Source organism: Pseudomonas sp. PKS (genome assembly GCF_051913525.1).
Lineage (GTDB): Bacteria > Pseudomonadota > Gammaproteobacteria > Pseudomonadales > Pseudomonadaceae > Aquipseudomonas > Aquipseudomonas guariconensis_D.
In genome coordinates, this window is sequence record NZ_JBEGDO010000032.1 from 15,973 (window position 1) to 31,562 (window position 15,590).

Below are 15,590 nucleotides of genomic sequence, written 5' to 3' on the forward strand. Positions count from 1 at the left end.
GCGCGTTGAGCCGGTCTTCAACCGTGCGGTGTCTCCTGTGCAATCGCGGGTTTTTCATTGATCGAGATCAGTATCGGTCTGGAAATGACGTTCGAACAAACGACCTTTAGGCAAGACATCATTCTATTTTGGAATGATTGATTGTTTTTTAACCTGTCATAATGTAAGCCAACGTTTGCGCTTGAAACTCGACAAATTGCGGTATGAGGCTCTAAGTCGTGGCTTTAATAGGAGTAAAAAGACGATTTTTATCGTCACTTTGTATGACTAGTCGGTCATGCTTTGCAAATTGACGGAAAAAAACTCATAAACTTTAACGACGCATACGTACGGCCCCAAAAACAAAAAGCCGGTACCTGGACGATCCAGGCACCGGCTTTTTTGGGGGGGGAGGGGCGTGATTCAGGTCTTGTCCGGCTGCACCTTGGCGCTGGTCACGGTCTGCTGTGCCTTGTCGGTCTTGTCCGTAGGCAAGGCGTCGAACTCACGCAGGCCGTTCTTGCTGTAAGGGTCGCCGATCCAGCGGGGCGCTACGACGAACTTTGGACTTACCAGGCTCTTGCCGGGCTCATAGCGGTCATAGCTCAGGCCCGCCAGGTCGGACAAGGTATGGATCAGGTGAGAGCTGCTGTAGGCCCGGTCGGTCATGGCCTGCAGATCGCGCGGGTGTGCGGCCTGCCAGCTTGGCGAGGTCCAGAGCAGGAACGGAATCGTGTACATCGGCCGGGTCGGTGCGCCTTCGTTGCGCCCCAGGCGGTCGTGATTGCCGGAGCTGTAGACGTCCTCGCCATGGTCGGAGAGGTACAGCAAGAAGCCGTTGGGGGTGGTGGCCGAGTACTGTTTGATCAGGCTCGAGACCACGTAGTCGTTGTAGCGCACGGCATTGTCATAGAAGTTGTAGGTCTGCACCTGGTCCGGCGTCAGCACCCCAGGCACGCCCTGGTTGTCCTTGAAGTGCTCGTAGGCATCCGGATAGCGATAGCGGTAGTCCATGTGCGTGCCGAGCAGGTGGACGATGATGAACTTCTTCTCGGCTGGGTCTTGCAGCGCTTTTTCGAAGGGCGCGAGCACCACTTCGTCGTACTGGCTGGCGTTCTGGTTGCGCTGATTGTTCAGGTAGACCGGCACATCCGTTTGCTGGGAGAAGGTGGTCAGCATGGTGTTGCGCTTGGTCATCGTCTGCTGGTTGGTGATCCAGAAGGTCTTGTAACCGGCCTGTTTCATCAGGTTGATCAGCGACGGGTCGGTGAGGAAGCGGTCAGGGTTCTTCTGGTCGCCGAAGGTCAGGATCTGCTGCATCACCTCGATGGTGTACGGGCGTGGCGACACCACATCGCGGAACACGCTCAGGTTCTTGTCGTTGGCGGCCAGAGCGTCGAGTTCCGGTGTGGTATCTCGGCCATAACCGTACAGATGCATGTGTTCACGGGTGGTGGACTCGCCCAGTACCAGGACCAGGGTGCGCGGTGCGTCGCCGCTACTGTCCTTGAGGTCTTTCAGCGGCGGCAGGGCTGCGTTCTGCTCCAGCAGCTTCTGCATGTTGTTCAGTTGCTGACGGTATTGCTTGTAGCCGACCACCAGTTGCCAGGGCACTGCCGGCTCCATGCGCTGCTGAACCTTTTCCATCGCCTCGGCGAACGTACGTTGCTGGGTCACCAGTTGCTTGTAGAAGGGGAAGACCAGATTGGCCGCCAGCAGCAGGATGACCAATGGGATCCGGCTACGCAGCGAAAGAGTGACCGGCCGGACACGTTTGAACAGGGCCACCGCGACCAGTGTGTACAGCACCAGGCCCAGGCACAGCCAGAGGCTGAAATACTGGCTGAAGTACTCACCGGCTTCGGCGGTATTGGATTCGAACATCACGAAGATGACGCTTTGGGAAAATTCCTGGCGGTAGATCCCGAAGTAGCTCAGGCCCACCAGCGAAGCCGCCCACAGCACCAGGCCGACCAGTGCACTGATGAGGCGAGTGTGGCGGGGCAGCAGCAGGACCGGAGCAAGCCACAAGGTGCTCAGAAACAGTGCATCACGAAACCCGGAGAAGCCGGTTGTGCCGCTGAACATGAGCAGCGCCTGGGTGACGCCGGAGAAGTACCAGAAGAACAGCAGGAGCCAGCCCAGTCCGGCCCAGTCCATGCCTTTGCGAATCGTTGGGGATGTAGTGCTTGCCACGTGTGCCTCGTTGAACCTCGATGGCAGCCATAGGGACCGGCTGCCGGAAAGGCTGCGACGCTAGCGGAAGGAGCGTGAAAATAACGTCAACGCATATCCATGAAAGAAGAATGGGTATTGAACAGTTGTATTGCGAACTGGGCATTAACAGTACGGCCTGATCGTCGAGGACGCCTATGGTGTCCTGAACCAGTGGCTGTGTATGAAGCGCTACCCGTTTCGGAATCGCCGACCCGGTGTCGGTCACGCCGGAGCAGATTCACCTGGACAAGGCCTGGTCCATCGAGCGCAGCACCAGGGCTACGCCCGCCCAGGCCTTGAAAGCCAGCAGGAAGGCCTCGTCAAGGCGTTTCCGTCTCCTGAAGGGCCTGCCTATCGTGGCGACGAAGGGCTGATGCTATTCAGCCCATTCCGGATCGCCCGTGAACACTACCGTGAGCCAGCGGTCCGGGCCTTCGCCGCCGATGGCGTTGCCGATCTGGTCGCGCAGGGCATCCCATTCGGCGATGGTCCTGGCAGCCATGGTGGCCGGTACGATGAAGTAGAGTTCGATTTCCCGCGAGCGGCCGACCTTGGCCACGTAGGCCCGATACGACTGCAGACCGTGTTGGGCGACGAAGGCCTTGGCGACATCGTCCACGTGTTGCTTCAGGTCGCTCGGGGTCACCAGAAACATCTCCGAAAGCGCCTGGCGGACTACCGACATCGGCAGCGGGATGATGACCAGGCAGACCAGCGCCAGCACCGCCGGGTCAATGTACGGCGAGATCCAGGCCCATTGGGTGCCCTGCACCAGATAGCCGACGCAAAAGGCCACCAGCAGCGCCGCCGTGATGCTGGCTGACATCACCCAACCTTTCACGTCCATGCGCACGAAGTCCGAGCCGATCTTGCGGTTGGCACGGGCCTCGGCGATGGCGATCGCCAGGCACGCGCAAACAGTCACCACGGCGTACACCAGTGCCACGCCGAACTCCAGGTCCCGCCCGCCCTCGAGCAGGCTGCTGGCGGCGTTGATCAAGGCATAGAGCGCAACGCCAGTCAGCAGGATGCCGTTGAGCGCCAGAACCATGGGTTCGAGGTGCCAGAAGCCCATGGTGAAGCGTTCGCGCAGCTTGCGTGACATGCGCTCGGCCCGGGCGTGGGAGGTGATCAGCTTGACCACCACCAGGGACAGCCCGCTCATGCTGGCATCGACCAGCGAGTAGACACCATCGAAGACAATCGAGAACGAGCCTGACGCCAGGCCGAAGGCGATGCCGATCAAGGCGATGAACAGGGTGACCGCGATGGACAGGCGTAGCACGCCTTGTTCGCTGGTCAGGTCGAAAAACGGTTTTCCCATCGTGGGGCTCCATCAAGGCCGCCCAACGGCGGCCGTCCTTTGTCGTGTCGTCCCCGTCGTGGGGCTTCAGACCTTGAACTGCTCCATCAAGGCCTGTTGCTGATTGGCCAGACGATTCAGTGCCTGGCTGATGCGTGCCGATTCGTCGGCCTGTCCGGACAGCGACTCGGTCACGTCGCGGATGCCGGCCACGTTGCGATTGACCTCCTCAGCCACGGCGCTCTGCTCTTCGGCGGCCGAGGCGATCTGCAGGTTCATGTCGCTGATCACCGCCACTGCCTCGCCGATCCTTTGCAGGGCGGGCAGCGCCTGCTCCATGCGTGTGGCGCTGTCCTGGGCCTGGCGCTGGCCCTCGTGCATCGCGCCGACCACATCGTGGGTGCCTTCTTGCAGCCCCTCGATGACCTGGCGAATCTCCTGCACCGAGACCTGGGTACGCTGGGCCAGGCTGCGCACTTCGTCGGCGACCACCGCGAAGCCGCGCCCGGCTTCGCCAGCGCGCGCGGCTTCGATGGCGGCATTGAGCGCCAGCAGGTTGGTCTGTTCGGCAATCGAGCGAATCACCTCGAGCACCGAGCCGATCTGCTCGCTACGCCCGGCCAGCGCGCGTGCTTGATTCATGGCGTTGTCCATGTCGCTCACCAGTTGGTCGATGGCCTGGCGGGTGACGGCCACCAGCTCCAGGCCTTCGTGGGTGGCCTGGTCGGCGCCGCGCGCGGCCTGGGCCGCCTGGGAGGCATTACGGGCAACGCCCTGGGCGGTGGCGCTCATTTCGTTGGCGGCAGTGGCCACCTGTTCGATTTCCCGTTGCTGCTGCTGCATGCCGCCGCTGGTCTGGCTGGCGATGGCTGCGGACTGGTCGGCGGTGCCGCGGGCGTCCTGCAACGAGCCTTTGACCTGGGCGATCACCGGCTGGAGCTTGTCGAGGAAGCGGTTGAACCAACCGCTCAACTGGCCCAGTTCATCCTCGCGGGTGTAGTCCAGGCGTCGGGTCAGGTCGCCTTCGCCGCTGGCGATATCACGCAGGCGCTCGGCCACGGCAAGGATCGGCCGGGTCACGCCACGGGCTGTCAGCCACACCAGCAACAGGCCCAGTACGGCGGCGGCCAGGCCAACCAGCAGGCTGGTAAGGTTGGCGGTCTGGTTGTGTGCGTCCAGGCGCTGGTTGAGGGCGACCGCAGGTGCCTGCAGAACAGCCTCCGGCAATTCCAGCAGCACCTGCCAGGATTCGGCCTGCGGAATCGGCGCAAAGGGGCGTGAGATGCGCATCAAGCCATGATCGAGGCGCTCGACGGCCTGGCCGGCACGCATCGGTCCGGCGAGTTCGCCGGCTTGATCTCCAAAGGCCTGCTCCAGTGTCTTGCTCAGCTGGGCGCTGTCCTGGCTGTGTCCGGCCAACAGGCCGGCGGGGCTGACGATGCTGACCTGGCCTTGGCCGTCGAACAGCTCCTGGCGCCCGGCCAGGCTCAATTGCTGCAGGTTGTCCAAGCCGATGTCCAGGCCGACCACGCCGATCACCTTGCCGTTTTCCAGCAAGGGCAGGGCAATGCTGGTCATCAGGACCTGGCGACCGCTGACTTCGTCGAAGTAAGGGTCGAGTACGCAGGCTTTGGCGGTCTCCAGTGGGCAGGTCAGCCAGCGGTTGTAGGGGGAGCCGTTGGCAGCGGTGCTGGTGTCGGCCAGCATGGACTCGGGCATGACCTCGGATTCGAGGGTGCCGGGGCTCGGTTGGGACCAGTAGAACGAGTAGCGGCCGATATCGTTGCTGCCGCTGGCGTCCTGGCCGACGAAGCGGGCGTCCTGTTGATCCAGGGCGTTGGGTTGGAACACCAGGTACAGGCCGATCAGGTCCGGGTTGCCGGCCAGCGCCTGACGGGCCTGCTTGACGAGCTCGGCGCGCAGGTCTTCACCGCCGCGCTCCCGAAGCGCCTGCACCAGGCGGGCGAAGCCGTTGCCGTACTGGTAGGCATCCATGAAATAGCGTTGCACGCGCAAGGCTTGGCTTTCGGCATGGGCCTGCAGGCGCAGGCGCGCGCTTTGGTCGAGCAGTTCGGTGTTGGCCTGGAAGACCTGCACCGCGCTGCGCTTGGCTTGGAACAGCGAGGTGGCCACCAGCAACACGACGATGGTCAACAGGCACAAGCCGGCAAGGAGGGTGATCTTCCACTGAATGGAGAGGCGGCGCAGGAACATGGGAGCTTTCCTTCTCATCAAGGACAACGCCCGCGATCAAGCGCGGGCGTCGTCGACAGGCAGTCTCATTCGGCGATGTAGGTCGGCGGCGCGACCCTGAATGCCTTGGTCAACCAGGCAAGATATAGCACGCCACACGCGGCCCAGACGCCGCCGAACAGCAGCGAGTCCACGTTCAGGTTCAGCCAGAGCATGGCGATGATGCAGAAACCGATGGTCGGCAACACCAGGTATTTCAGTTTGTTCGCCAGCCCCTTGTTGAGGCCTTCGCGCAGGTAGCAGTGGATGATCACCGAGAGGTTGACGAAGCTGAAGGCCACCAGCGCACCGAAGTTGATGATCGAGGTGGCCGTCACCAGGTCGAAGAAGATCGCCGACAGGGAGATCAGACCGACCACGGCGATGTTCAGCACCGGAGTCTTGTAGCGTGGGTGCAGACGGGCGAACAGCCCCTGGGGGATGACTTTGTCGCGGCCCATCACATACAGCAGGCGCGAGACGCTGGTCTGCGATGCCAGGCCCGAGGCGATGGTGTTGATCACGGTGCAGACGATGAAGATCGACTGGAACAGCATGCCGCCGACGTAGAGCGCGATTTCCGGCAAGGCCGCTTCCTGGTCGTGGAAACGCTCCATGGTTGGGAAGAACGCCTGGATGAAGAACGACATGAGGATGAACATCAAGCCGCCGATCAGGGCCACGAGGAAGATCGCACGCGGGATGACCTTCTCGGGATTGCGGGTTTCCTCCGACAGGGTGGAGACCGCGTCGAACCCCAGGAACGAGAAGCACAGGATGGTTGCGCCCGCGACCAGGGCGTTGAGATGGGTCTGGTCGTCGGCGAACGGTTGCAGGGTCCAGGCGGTACCCATCCCTTCACCCTGGCTCAGGCCGCGCACGCAGAGGTAGGCGAACACCGTCATGATCACGATCTGTACGCCAACGAACAGGGTGTTGAAGCTTGCCACCAGGTTGATGCTGCGCATGTTGATCAGGCTGATCAGGGTGACGAAGCCCACGACCCATACCCACGCCGGGACTTCCGGGAACATCGCCGAGAGGTACAGCTTGGCCAGCAAGGCGTTGATCATCGGCAGCAGCAGGTAGTCCAGCAGCGAGGCCCAGCCCACCAGGAAGCCCACGTGCTTGTTGATGGCGCGTTGGGTGTAGGTGTAGGCCGAGCCGGATTGCGGGAAGCGGCGTACCAGCGTGCCGTAGCTCAATGCGGTGAACAGGATGCCGGCCAGCGCCAGGATGTAGGCGCTTGGAACATGCCCGGCGGTGAGGCCGGAGACGATGCCGAAGGTGTCGAACACGGTCATCGGCGTCAGGTAGGCCAGGCCGATGATGACCACATGCCAGAGACGCAGGGACTTTCTCAGTTGGGCGGTGCCGTGAGTGCTGTGGTCAGGCTGCATGCGGGCGACGCTCCTGGGGCTGGGAGGCGGGCACGGTGTGTGACAGGCACGGCAAGAGCGAGCGGGTGGGCTCCATGTTGTTCACCTTTTTTGTCGGAGCGGATATGGGCGCGAGGGGCGCCTGTGTCGTGCTGGCAGGGCCTAAAACGTCGAAGGCGGCGGGCGGACTGAGGTCATGATGGCGGCGCTGTTCTTCTTCGTTTGTGGGGCGCTGGGCGGGTGGTGAAAATAAAAATCGAAGGACGGGATGGTGTCAAGTGAAACGTGACAAGATGTAACTTTGATGAAGGTTTATCGACGGTTTATTCAGATGAGTGGTCGTTTTTCGGAATGTTATCGTCGCTATGTCGATTATTGTGTTCGTAAAATTTTACATTGCAGCGATGCAAAGATCGGGCGCTCGGGCGTCCCTTTGCCGGCAGTGATAATCTTGGCCTCCCGCGTGGCGCTGGGTGCCGCGTATCAGCCTCCTATGGACAGCAATCGGTCTTATTCATGAAGAAATCAGTAGGCATTCTCTGCGGCCTGGCCGTCGTCATCGCCGCCGTCACCGCCGGCGGCGCCTGGTACACCGGCAAGCAACTGCCCGCAGAGCTGGAGCGTTCCGTCGCCAAGGGCAACGAACAGCTGAAGAAAGCGGTCGCCGGTACCGGGGGCAGCATGACCCTCGAACTGGTCTCGCTGGATCAGCACTTCTTCACCAGTACCGCGCACTACCGGATCAAGGCCAAAGACCTCTGGCTCGGTGAGGGTGAGCCGCTGAGCTTCGACCTGGGCGTGACCGACCGAATCGAACATGGCCCGTTCCCCTGGTCGCGGGTCAAGTCCCTGAATCTGGCGCCGGTCCTGGCCACCAGCAACAGCCAACTGGACAAGGACGATGCCACCGCGTCGTGGTACGCCGCCGCCGGCGAGCAGTCGCCGATCACCAGCCAGGTCAGCCTGGGTTATGACGGCAGCTTGTCCAGCGACATCCGCCTGGCTCCAGTCAAGTTCAGCGAAGATGACGGCAGCAGCCTCGATTTCTCCGGCATGCGCCTGCTATTACGGGGTGATCGTGATGGCCAGTCGGTGCGGATCGACGGCAAGGCTGAGCGACTGGCGCTGAATCTGGTCGGTGACGACCAGCCTCCGGTCAAAGTGCTGCTCAACAGCTTCAAGGTCGCCGGCGACCTCAAGGGCACCGGCCATGACATGATCTATGTCGGCTATCTGGACATGGGATTGGCCGAAACCCAGGTGACCTTGGGCGACAAACAGGAAGTCCTGGTGCTCAAGGGGCTGGAGCAGAACAATCGTTATGACGCCGAGGGTGAAGACAAGCTTTCTGGGCGCCTTGAGTACAAGGTCGCCGACATCACCTACGCCGGGCGCGCGGTGGGCAGCGGTCGGATGATCTGGAGCATGAAGTCTATCGACATCCCGGCAATGCAGGGGTTGATCGCTTGGTACCAGACCCGCATGCCGCAAGTGCAGCAGAGCGCGGCCCGGGGTGAGGCGCAGCCATCGTTCGAGATGACGCCTGAAGAGCGGGCGAAGGTCCAGGCAGACTTGCAAAAGATGCTTGCAGCCAAGCCTCAGGTCGCACTGGAGGAGTTGTCATTCAAGACGGCCAACGGCGAGAGTCGTTTCAGCCTGGCGGTGGACCTGGCCAATCCGCCCTCGTTCGATCTGACGCCGACCCAGGTAGGCGAGCAGATGGTCAGCCGTCTGCAAAGCAAGCTGTCCGTCTCCAAGCCGATGCTCGGTGATCTGGCGACCCTGCAGGCTTTGCTGGACGGCCAGACTGATGCCCAGGCCATCGCGATGCAATCGCGCCAGGCGGGTGAGATGGTCGGCATGATGGCATTGCAGAGCGGCATGGGAACCGTGCAGGGCGATGACGTGGTCTCAAGCTTGAATTATGCCGATGGTATCGTCGACTTCAACGGCAAGAAGATGACGCTCGAGGAGTTCGGTGTGTTGGTGGGCGCCCATCTGGCGGCGCTGTCTTCACAGGGGTGAGATGCGTTCGCCCAGACCAGTGTTGACACCCCGTCGGCACTGGCCTGGGGGCGTAAAAAAGGCTTTTGAATTAGCGCGATTGTCTGTAGCCTTCGGCCTCCGATAATAGTCCGCGCCCGCAGATGGGTCGCGATGGTCGCTTGGCCATCCGGCACCCTTTAGCCGATCTGCCAGGGCCGGGTGATACACTCGACTGACGCGCACATGCGCCTGCAGGTTCAGCGATCATGACCCAGATTTCCGAACGCCTGTTGGTTCAAGCCCATCTTGATGCCAAGCAGCCCAACCCGCTGACGCCCGAGCAGGAGGCCGATTACCGTGCGGCCATCGCTGCCGAGCTCAAGGCCCAGAACGCCGTGCTGGTGGCCCATTACTATTGCGACCCGGTAATCCAGGCGCTGGCCGAGGAGACGGGCGGCTGTGTGTCCGACTCCCTGGAAATGGCTCGCTTCGGCAAGAACCACCCCGCCAGTACCGTGGTGGTGGCAGGCGTGCGTTTCATGGGCGAGACCGCCAAGATCCTCACCCCCGAGAAACGCGTGCTGATGCCGACCCTGGAAGCGACCTGCTCCCTTGACCTGGGATGCCCGGTGGAGGAGTTCTCGGCCTTCTGCGACCAGCACCCGGAGCGCACCGTGGTTGTCTACGCCAATACCTCGGCGGCCGTGAAAGCGCGGGCGGACTGGGTGGTGACTTCCAGCTGCGCGCTGGAGATCGTCGAGAGCCTGATGGACAACGGCGAGACGATCATCTGGGGCCCGGACCAGCATCTGGGGCGCTACATCCAGAAGCAAACAGGCGCCGACATGCTGCTGTGGGATGGCGCCTGCATCGTGCATGAGGAGTTCAAGTCGCGCCAGTTGGCCGACATGAAGGCGCTGTATCCGGGCGCGGCGATCCTGGTCCATCCGGAATCGCCGGAGGCGGTGATCGAACTGGCCGACGCGGTGGGCTCCACCAGCCAGCTGATCAAGGCGGCCCAGACGCTGCCGAACAAGACATTCATCGTCGCCACCGACCGCGGCATCTTCTACAAGATGCAGCAGCTGTGTCCGGACAAGGAATTCGTCGAAGCGCCTACAGCGGGTAACGGTGCGGCCTGCCGTAGCTGTGCCCACTGCCCGTGGATGGCCATGAACACCCTGGAGCGCACCCTCGACTGCCTGCGCAAGGGCAGCAACGAGATCTTCGTGGATCCTGCTCTAGTGCCCAAGGCGATCAAGCCGCTCAATCGCATGCTCGATTTCACCCAGGCGGCGCGCTTGAAACTTTCCGGTAACGCCTGACCCGCATTGCCCAGGGGCGCAAAGCGCCCCTCGGGCCTTAGCGGCCCATCATCTCCTTGACCATCCGCTGCTGTTCCATGATCTCCCGCTGGCGCTGATCGATCTGCGAGGCCAGTGGGAAATTGCTGCCTGCGCGGCGCTTGGCGTAGTCCAGTTGCTGGATGGCTTGGTCGAAGTCGCCGACCAGGGTGAAATACTCGGCGCGTGCCCGGTGCAGGCCAATGGTGTTGCCTGACAACCCGCGCACCTCGGCGACGTCGTACCAGACATCCGGATCGTCCGGTCGGCGTTTGATCAGGTCATCCAGGACTTTTTCCGCCTCGGCAGGGCGATTCTGCTTGATCAGAAGGTCGGCCCGTATCTGTTGCAATGGGTAGCTGCTCGGGTACAGCGCGCGCAGGCGCTCGGCCCGCTGCTGGGCGTCGGCCAGGCGATTGTTGGTGATGTCCAGGTCGATCTGCGCCAGGTTGTAGGTGATGTCGTTGGGCGCCTTGGCCAGCAGTGGCTGCAGGTTGGCCCGCGCTTCGTTGAGCTGGCCGCCCTTGATCTGGGCGATGGCCAGGCCATAGCGTGCGGCATCGAGGGTGGGGTCTTCGTCTAGCTGGGCACGGAAGCGCTTGGCCGCCAGGCCTGGCGTGCCTTCGTAGATCAGCGCCACGCGGGCGCGGATCAGTTGGTAGCGCGCGCTGTCCTCGACGCCGCCCTTGGGCGCTTGTTCGGCGCGGTTGCGGGTGTCGGCGATACGCGATTCGGTAACCGGGTGGGTCAGCAGGAACTCCGGTGGCTTGGCGTCATATCGATACTGGCGGGCCAGGCGTTCGAACATGCTGGGCATGTTGCGTGGGTCGTAACCGGCTTTTTCCAGGTTGAGGATACCGATGCGGTCGGCTTCCTGTTCGTTCTGTCGGGAGAAGCGGCGCTGCTCCTGGATCGCTGCGGCCTGGGTGCCGGCGATCACGCCGATGCCGGCATCGCCGCCGCCACCGGCCGCCAGCACGATACCAGCCAGCAGCGCGGCCATCATGGGCAGTTGCATGCGCTGTTGAGCCTCGACGCCCCGGGCGAAGTGGCGCTGGGACAAGTGCGCCAGTTCGTGGGCCAGGACCGAGGCGTACTCGCCTTCGGTCTGGGCGTTGAGGAACAGGCCGCCGTTGACCCCGACGATCCCGCCGGGGGCGGCGAAGGCGTTGAGCTCACGGCTGTCAATGAGGATGAACTCCAGGCGCCGGTCCTGCAGTTGGCTGGTTTCGGCCAGCTTGTAGACGCTGGTCTCGACGTAGTCTTTGAGTTGCGGATCGTTCAACTGGTTGACCTGGCCGCGCAGCAGGCTCAGCCAGGCCCGGCCCAGTTGGTGCTCTTGCTGCGGCGAGACGATCGCGGAACTGGCGTCGCCCAGTGACGGCAGGTCGTCGGCATGACCGGGAAGGGCCATCAGGCAGGCCAGCGTCAACAGGGTAGGGCGCAGTAGATTCATGCATGAAGCTCGCGTCGATCAAAGAGCCTTACTGTAGCTGGCTCACACGTTGGCGACCAGTGGCGTTATCCTAGCGAACTTGTCTGCAATGCTGATGCCCTGCCAGGAGATGCCCGGATGATCGACACCCCCACTTGCGATGCCGAACTCGATGCCAGTGGGCTCAATTGCCCCTTGCCGTTGCTCAAGGCAAAGATGGAGCTCAATCGGCTGGCCAGTGGCGCGGTACTCAAGGTAATTGCCACCGACGCCGGCTCCCAGCGTGACTTCCGCACTTTTGCCCAGCTCGCCGGTCATACGCTGCTTCGTGAAACTGCCGAGGCCGGTGTCTACACCTACTGGCTGCGCAAGGCCTGAGTCTTATCCCAAGGATCATTAATGTTCAAAGTGCTTCGTGACTGGATGCAGCGCTACTTCTCCGATGAGGAGGCGGTGGTGTTGGCAGTGCTGCTGTTCCTGGCTTTCACTGCAGTGCTGACCCTGGGTGGCATGCTCGCACCGGTGCTGGCCGGCATGGTCCTGGCGTTTCTCATGCAGGGCCTGGTCAATGCCTTGGAGCGTTTGCATGTTCCCACCCGGCTGGCGGTGTGGCTGGTGTTCGCGCTGTTCATGGGGGCGCTGGCGGTATTCCTGCTGGTGCTGGTACCGCTGCTCTGGCACCAGTTGATCACGCTGTTCAACGAATTGCCGGGCATGCTGGGCAAGTGGCAGTCGCTGCTGCTGTTGCTGCCGGAGCGTTATCCGCACCTGGTCTCCGATGAGCAAGTGCTGCGCGCCATCGAGTCGGTCCGTGGCGAGATCGGCAAGTTCGGCCAGTGGGCGCTGACGTTCTCCCTGTCCAGCCTGCCGCTGCTGGTCAATGCCATGATCTACCTGGTGCTGGTGCCGATCCTGGTGTTCTTCTTCCTCAAGGATCGTGAGCTGATCGCCCGTTGGGTTGGTGGCTACTTGCCGCGTCAGCGTACGCTGCTCAATCGTGTGGGCGATGAAATGAACCGGCAGATCGCCAATTACATCCGCGGCAAAGGTATCGAGATCCTGATCTGCGGCATTGCCACGTATATCGCCTTCATCAGCCTGGGACTCAACTATGCGGCGCTGCTGGCCTTGCTGGTGGGGCTGTCGGTGGTGGTGCCTTATGTGGGAGCGGTGGTGGTGACCGTGCCTGTGACCTTGATCGCGCTGTTCCAGTGGGGCTGGGGCGACCAGTTCATCTACCTGATGGCAGTGTACGCGATCATCCAGGCGCTCGATGGCAACGTGCTGGTGCCGCTGCTGTTCTCCGAGGCGGTCAGCCTGCACCCGGTGGCGATCATCTGCGCGGTACTGTTGTTTGGCGGGCTGTGGGGGTTCTGGGGGATCTTCTTCGCGATCCCACTGGCAACACTGTTCAAGGCCGTGCTCGATGCGTGGCCAAGGCAGGAGCCTTCAGTGGCGCCAATGCTGTAGGAGCGTGCCTCTTCGCGGGGTCACCCGCGAAGAGGTCAGTGTCGATATCAGGCCTTGTTCAGCGCCTGGGCGGCTGCCAGTACGGCATCCACATGTCCGGGCACCTTCACGCCGCGCCATTCCTGGCGTAGCACACCGTCTTTGTCGATCAGGAAGGTGCTGCGGTCCACACCCATGTATTCCTTGCCGTACAGCTTCTTGAGCTTGATCACGTCGAACAGTTGGCACAGGGCCTCGTCCTTGTCGCTGATCAGCTCGAACGGAAAGCCCTGCTTGGCCTTGAAGTTCTCGTGGGACTTGATGCCATCGCGGGAGACGCCGAACACCACCGTGTTGGCGGCGCGGAAGGCTTCGTGCTGGTCGCGGAAACCCTGGCCTTCGGTGGTGCAGCCCGGGGTGCTGTCCTTGGGGTAGAAGTACAGCACCACCTGCTGGCCCTTGAGACCGGCAAGGCTCACGGACTGGCCGCTGGTGGCCTGGGCCTGGAAGTCGGCGACGGATTGGTCGAGTGCTACGGCCATGGGGGCTTCCTTACATGGGGTTCTGTGGGCGCCAGGGTTCGATCAGCGCATCCAGGTTCAGGGCGTCGGCAAAGTCCAGGAACTGGTCGCGCAACCAGCTGATCTGGGTGCCGGCCGGCAGGATCACGGTGAACTGGGCGTTGAGCATGCTGCTGCCGGTCTGCGGGGCCAGGTAGGTGTCGCAGGTCATGCTCTCGAGCTCGACACGGTGGTCGAGGAAGAACTGGCACAGCTCGCTGACGATATCCGGGCGATAGGCGGCGCTGACATAGGCCACGTAGGGCAGGGCCTGGGGACGTACTTCCTGATCGGCGCTGCGCACCACGTCGAGGGTCAGGCCGTGCTTCTTGCCCAGACCTGGCAGTACCGCCTCCAGGCGCGCCAGGGCATCCCAACTGCCACCGACCTGCAGGACCAGGGCACTGGTCTCGCCATGGCGGGTCAGGCGCGAAGTGATCACCGCGCAGCGATTGTCGAAGGCGGCGCGGCTGAGAACGTTGGCCAGCTCCATGGGGTTGGGACCCAAGGCACTGATGACAAGGAATTGTTCGCGGACAGTGGGGGTGGACATGCAGCATTCCTAAAGCGATGAGCGGTCGGCACAGGACAGGCATAAGCCTCCTGTCGGCAGGGCCCCGGGCTCGCATTCGAGGTCGTGGACGCTGGCGCGGAGCATTGTCGACGGCCCGGCGGGCCACGCTGCGCCGATCAAAGGGAGAAGGGTAGCGAAAAGCAGCGCGAAGGGGAATGCTCCACCCGCCTGCTTCGCTTGTGCAAGGCCGATGGCGCCAGTACCATTACCGCTCTCTTTTTCCGGCAGGAGCAGTTACATGATTGCGGGCAGTATGGTGGCATTGGTCACTCCCATGGATGCACAAGGGCGTCTTGATTGGGACAGCCTCGACAAACTTGTAGACTTCCACCTGGAAAAAGGCACTCACGCGATCGTCGCCGTCGGCACCACCGGTGAGTCCGCCACGCTGGATGTCGAAGAGCACATCCTGGTCATCAAGCACGTGGTCGAGCGCGTCAAGCGCAGCAACCACCGTATCCCGGTCATTGCCGGTACCGGCGCCAACTCCACTGCCGAAGCCGTCCACCTGACCCAGAACGCGAAAAACGCAGGCGCCGACGCCTGCCTGCTCGTCGTGCCGTACTACAACAAGCCGACCCAGGAAGGCCTGTACCAGCACTTCAAGCACATCGCCGAAGCCGTCGACATCCCGCAGATCCTCTACAACGTACCCGGCCGCACCTCCTGCGACATGCAGGCCGAGACCGTCATCCGCCTGTCGAAGGTCAAGAACATCATCGGCATCAAGGAAGCCACCGGCGACCTGGTGCGCGCCAAGGCCATCCTCGACGGCGTCGACAAGGACTTCATCGTCCTGTCCGGCGACGATCCGACCGCCGTCGAGCTGATCCTGATGGGCGGCAAGGGCAACATCTCCGTCACTGCCAACGTCGCCCCGCGCGAAATGGCCGATCTGTGCGAGGCCGCCCTTGAGGGCAACGCCGAGAAGGCCCGCGCAATCAACGAAAAACTCATGCCGCTGCACAAGGACCTGTTCTGCGAAGCCAACCCGATTCCGGTGAAGTGGGCACTGGTGGAAATGGGCCTGATGCAAAAAGGCATCCGCCTGCCGCTCACTTGGCTGAGCGAAGGCTGCCACGAAAAAGTCCGTGCGGCCCTGCGCCAGTCCGGCGTACTGGTTTAATCGAGGA

The 15,590-nt window shown here is 62.4% G+C and carries 12 protein-coding genes and 1 pseudogene; 5 read left to right on the forward strand and 8 right to left on the reverse strand.

What is annotated here, in order from left to right; all coding sequences use genetic code 11:
- Positions 1-402 precede the first annotated feature (402 nt).
- The 5 genes and pseudogenes from ABOA88_RS22600 to ABOA88_RS22620 all read right to left on the reverse strand — a co-directional run bounded on the left by ABOA88_RS22600 (position 403) and on the right by ABOA88_RS22620 (position 7,131).
- A complete protein-coding gene (locus tag ABOA88_RS22600) occupies positions 403-2,175 on the reverse strand; it encodes a phosphoethanolamine transferase CptA (protein ID WP_367852148.1) in 1,773 nt (590 codons plus the stop codon).
- Positions 2,176-2,572: 397 nt separating this feature from the next.
- Entirely contained in the window at positions 2,573-3,520 is a 948-nt protein-coding gene (locus ABOA88_RS22605) for a cation diffusion facilitator family transporter (protein ID WP_196167509.1), read from the reverse strand.
- A 66-nt stretch (positions 3,521-3,586) separates the two neighbouring features.
- On the reverse strand, positions 3,587-4,342 hold the full coding sequence (locus ABOA88_RS22610; RefSeq protein WP_437437110.1) for a methyl-accepting chemotaxis protein: 756 nt from the start codon (positions 4,340-4,342) through the stop codon (positions 3,587-3,589).
- Between the two features lie 102 nt (positions 4,343-4,444).
- A pseudogene (locus ABOA88_RS22615) lies at positions 4,445-5,731 on the reverse strand (PDC sensor domain-containing protein); the annotation flags it as partial.
- A 47-nt stretch (positions 5,732-5,778) separates the two neighbouring features.
- Positions 5,779-7,131, reverse strand: coding sequence for an APC family permease (locus tag ABOA88_RS22620; protein ID WP_196167507.1), 1,353 nt, complete (start codon positions 7,129-7,131; stop codon positions 5,779-5,781).
- A gap of 495 nt (positions 7,132-7,626) precedes the next feature.
- On the opposite strand from ABOA88_RS22620, the gene ABOA88_RS22625 reads away from it, so the two are divergent.
- Both ABOA88_RS22625 and nadA read left to right on the forward strand, forming a co-directional pair.
- Positions 7,627-9,135, forward strand: coding sequence for a YdgA family protein (locus ABOA88_RS22625; protein ID WP_196167506.1), 1,509 nt, complete (start codon positions 7,627-7,629; stop codon positions 9,133-9,135).
- A gap of 227 nt (positions 9,136-9,362) precedes the next feature.
- Entirely contained in the window at positions 9,363-10,421 is a 1,059-nt protein-coding gene (gene nadA, locus ABOA88_RS22630; protein WP_367852150.1) for a quinolinate synthase NadA, read from the forward strand.
- Positions 10,422-10,458: 37 nt separating this feature from the next.
- On the opposite strand, the gene ABOA88_RS22635 is transcribed toward nadA, so the two are convergent.
- Entirely contained in the window at positions 10,459-11,895 is a 1,437-nt protein-coding gene (locus ABOA88_RS22635) for a M48 family metalloprotease (protein ID WP_043213125.1), read from the reverse strand.
- 117 nt (positions 11,896-12,012) lie between these two features.
- On the opposite strand from ABOA88_RS22635, the gene ABOA88_RS22640 reads away from it, so the two are divergent.
- Together ABOA88_RS22640 and ABOA88_RS22645 are read left to right on the forward strand one after the other, a co-directional pair.
- Positions 12,013-12,252 (forward strand): sulfurtransferase TusA family protein, encoded by a 240-nt coding sequence (locus ABOA88_RS22640; protein WP_043213126.1) that lies wholly within the window; start codon positions 12,013-12,015, stop codon positions 12,250-12,252.
- Positions 12,253-12,273: 21 nt separating this feature from the next.
- On the forward strand, positions 12,274-13,344 hold the full coding sequence (locus ABOA88_RS22645) for an AI-2E family transporter (RefSeq protein ID WP_196167505.1): 1,071 nt from the start codon (positions 12,274-12,276) through the stop codon (positions 13,342-13,344).
- 47 nt (positions 13,345-13,391) lie between these two features.
- Here ABOA88_RS22645 and ABOA88_RS22650 read toward each other — a convergent pair whose 3' ends face one another.
- Entirely contained in the window at positions 13,392-13,865 is a 474-nt protein-coding gene (locus ABOA88_RS22650; RefSeq protein WP_196167504.1) for a peroxiredoxin, read from the reverse strand.
- A gap of 10 nt (positions 13,866-13,875) precedes the next feature.
- Positions 13,876-14,436, reverse strand: coding sequence for a glycine cleavage system protein R (locus ABOA88_RS22655; protein WP_043213129.1), 561 nt, complete (start codon positions 14,434-14,436; stop codon positions 13,876-13,878).
- A 259-nt stretch (positions 14,437-14,695) separates the two neighbouring features.
- On the opposite strand from ABOA88_RS22655, the gene dapA reads away from it, so the two are divergent.
- Entirely contained in the window at positions 14,696-15,583 is an 888-nt protein-coding gene (gene dapA, locus ABOA88_RS22660; protein WP_043213132.1) for a 4-hydroxy-tetrahydrodipicolinate synthase, read from the forward strand.
- The last annotated feature ends 7 nt before the right edge of the window (positions 15,584-15,590 follow it).

Coding starts and splice junctions, on each gene's coding strand:
- ABOA88_RS22635 (WP_043213125.1), bottom strand. CDS start 11,895: ATGAATCTACTGCGCCCTACCCTGTTGACGCTGGCCTGCCTGATGGCC.
- ABOA88_RS22605 (WP_196167509.1), bottom strand. CDS start 3,520: ATGGGAAAACCGTTTTTCGACCTGACCAGCGAACAAGGCGTGCTACGC.
- ABOA88_RS22620 (WP_196167507.1), bottom strand. CDS start 7,131: ATGCAGCCTGACCACAGCACTCACGGCACCGCCCAACTGAGAAAGTCC.
- ABOA88_RS22650 (WP_196167504.1), bottom strand. CDS start 13,865: ATGGCCGTAGCACTCGACCAATCCGTCGCCGACTTCCAGGCCCAGGCC.
- ABOA88_RS22645 (WP_196167505.1), top strand. CDS start 12,274: ATGTTCAAAGTGCTTCGTGACTGGATGCAGCGCTACTTCTCCGATGAG.
- ABOA88_RS22640 (WP_043213126.1), top strand. CDS start 12,013: ATGATCGACACCCCCACTTGCGATGCCGAACTCGATGCCAGTGGGCTC.
- ABOA88_RS22655 (WP_043213129.1), bottom strand. CDS start 14,436: ATGTCCACCCCCACTGTCCGCGAACAATTCCTTGTCATCAGTGCCTTG.
- ABOA88_RS22610 (WP_437437110.1), bottom strand. CDS start 4,342: ATGCAGCAGCAGCAACGGGAAATCGAACAGGTGGCCACTGCCGCCAAC.
- dapA (WP_043213132.1), top strand. CDS start 14,696: ATGATTGCGGGCAGTATGGTGGCATTGGTCACTCCCATGGATGCACAA.
- ABOA88_RS22625 (WP_196167506.1), top strand. CDS start 7,627: ATGAAGAAATCAGTAGGCATTCTCTGCGGCCTGGCCGTCGTCATCGCC.
- nadA (WP_367852150.1), top strand. CDS start 9,363: ATGACCCAGATTTCCGAACGCCTGTTGGTTCAAGCCCATCTTGATGCC.